At 47.6% G+C, this 1,851-nt stretch carries 3 protein-coding genes and 1 pseudogene; 2 read left to right on the forward strand and 2 right to left on the reverse strand.

Translation table 11 applies throughout. The features are described from left to right. On the forward strand, nucleotides 1–482 hold a 482-nt coding region (locus FEK42_RS22630; protein WP_138211986.1), incomplete at its 5' end, for a phage tail protein. Next, on the forward strand, nucleotides 482–1,084 hold the full coding sequence (locus FEK42_RS22635) for a tail fiber assembly protein (protein ID WP_135492002.1): 603 nt from the start codon (nucleotides 482–484) through the stop codon (nucleotides 1,082–1,084). The genes FEK42_RS22630 and FEK42_RS22635, both read left to right, overlap by 1 nt. Here FEK42_RS22635 and FEK42_RS22640 read toward each other — a convergent pair. Together FEK42_RS22640 and FEK42_RS22645 are read right to left on the reverse strand one after the other, a co-directional pair. After that, nucleotides 1,056–1,496 (reverse strand): tail fiber assembly protein, encoded by a 441-nt coding sequence (locus FEK42_RS22640; protein WP_135492003.1) that lies wholly within the window; start codon nucleotides 1,494–1,496, stop codon nucleotides 1,056–1,058. The two genes, FEK42_RS22635 and FEK42_RS22640, sit on opposite strands and share 29 nt — an antisense overlap. A 2-nt stretch (nucleotides 1,497–1,498) precedes the next feature. Next, nucleotides 1,499–1,851: pseudogene (locus FEK42_RS22645) on the reverse strand (hypothetical protein); the annotation flags it as partial.

The following is a 1,851-nucleotide window of genomic DNA, read 5'->3' on the forward strand; positions in this document are numbered from 1 at the left end:
TTGGTTTGGGAGAAGGTTCGGCATTACCCGTTGGTGTGCCTGTTCCGTGGCCTTCCGCCACTCCGCCAACAGGCTGGCTGAAATGTAATGGTGCTACCTTTGATAAGGTGAAATATCCCAACCTTGCCAAAGCATACCCTTCAGGGAAACTGCCTGATTTACGTGGTGAGTTTATTCGTGGCTGGGATGACGGACGTGGCATTGATGCAGGACGTGCTTTATTGAGCATTCAGGCTGGGATGCTGGAGAAGCACCGCCATATTGTTGTTGCCAACGATGGCTATGATTCAGGTGAAGAATGGGAGCTGGCTACAATTTTTCAGAACACATACACACAAGGTCGGGGGCTTGACGCCGTTTTTACAGGGGGAACCCTTATTCCGGCTCCGAGGTTGCATTCACGAGGAAGTATTGGTAACACGGGCGGGAACGAAACACGACCGCGCAATATTGCATTTAACTTTATTGTGAGGGCTGCATAATGAATCACGCGGTATTAAATAACGAACTTATTGCCGTGCAGGAAGGAAACATTATCGTTTACAACTATGACAGTGAGACGCGGGAATATATTTCTGCATCAACTGAATATCTTGCTGTGGGTGTCGGTATTCCGGCATATTCCTGTTTAGACGCTCCAGGTACACATAAGGCTGGTTATACAATTTGCCGTTCTGTGGATTTAAAATCATGGGAATATGTGTCAGACCATCGTGGTGAAATTGTCTATAGCACCGAAACAGGGGAATCAAAAGAAATCAAAACTCCGGGTGATTACCCTGAAAATACAACCACTATCGCCCCGTCAACGCCATACGATAAATGGGATGGTGAGAAATGGGTGACAGATACTGAGGAGCTACATCACGTCGCAGTAGAAACGGCAGAAACACAGCGTCAGTCAATGATTGAAACTGCAATGGCTTCCATTAGTCTGATTCAACTGAAATTGCAGGCCGGGCGGAAGCTGATGCAGGCAGAGACCACCCGACTTAACACTGTGCTGGATTACATTGACGCGGTGACGGCAACAGATACCAGCACAGCGCCGGATGTTATCTGGCCTGAACTGCCGGAGGCGTAGGCCATTCAATATCTGGAGCACTGGAAATATCGACCACTTCCAGTGCGTCCAGATAATCCAGCCACAAATTATATTGCGCCAGTTCCTCACCTTTCAGACGACCAATAGCTGCTTTACCAGGCCATTGCCTGCTGTTCATGTGTTCGTTGGCAGTATCTATGCGCTTCTGACGCTCGTATTCTGCCATTTTTATCAGTTCTTCAGGTTCCAGTGGCGGAATATTACCCCATACGGGATAACCATCATCATCCGCAATCCTCATTTTTCCCTCTGGTGGCTTCTGAAATGCAGAAAAAGTTTCTTCATCAACCTCCACGCCTTTTTCTGGCCATAACCCCACGGATTCATAATGTAATTTCAAAGCCAACGGATAGAAGGCGTTAGTTTTTGCATCATAAATATATTTGTTCATTTTTATTTCCCTATTGCAATCCAGTTAGCGCCAGCACCCGTTCCGCCAGTACGAGAACTCATTAAATAAAATGCAAGTAGTCCGCCTCCTGCCGGAGTTGTCGCAAAGGCAGGGCAATCTGTCGCACCGTTAACTGCACTGTCAAAAGACGTGGCAATACGATAACCAGATGTAAAAGGAATCGGGAAGTTTACAGTTGTTGGATAGCCGATTGGCCCTGCAATACTGACGCCAAACTGTATGATTGTACCATCCGGAAATTTCATCCAGCCTGGCCCCGACGTGAAGCTAGCCATATCCGGGATCTGATTTACCCCGGTTCCAACCTCCCGTTTTGCCGCTTCTCCCAAACCAA

The sequence above is a fragment of the Escherichia sp. E2748 genome (genome assembly GCF_005781125.1).
GTDB lineage: Bacteria > Pseudomonadota > Gammaproteobacteria > Enterobacterales > Enterobacteriaceae > Escherichia.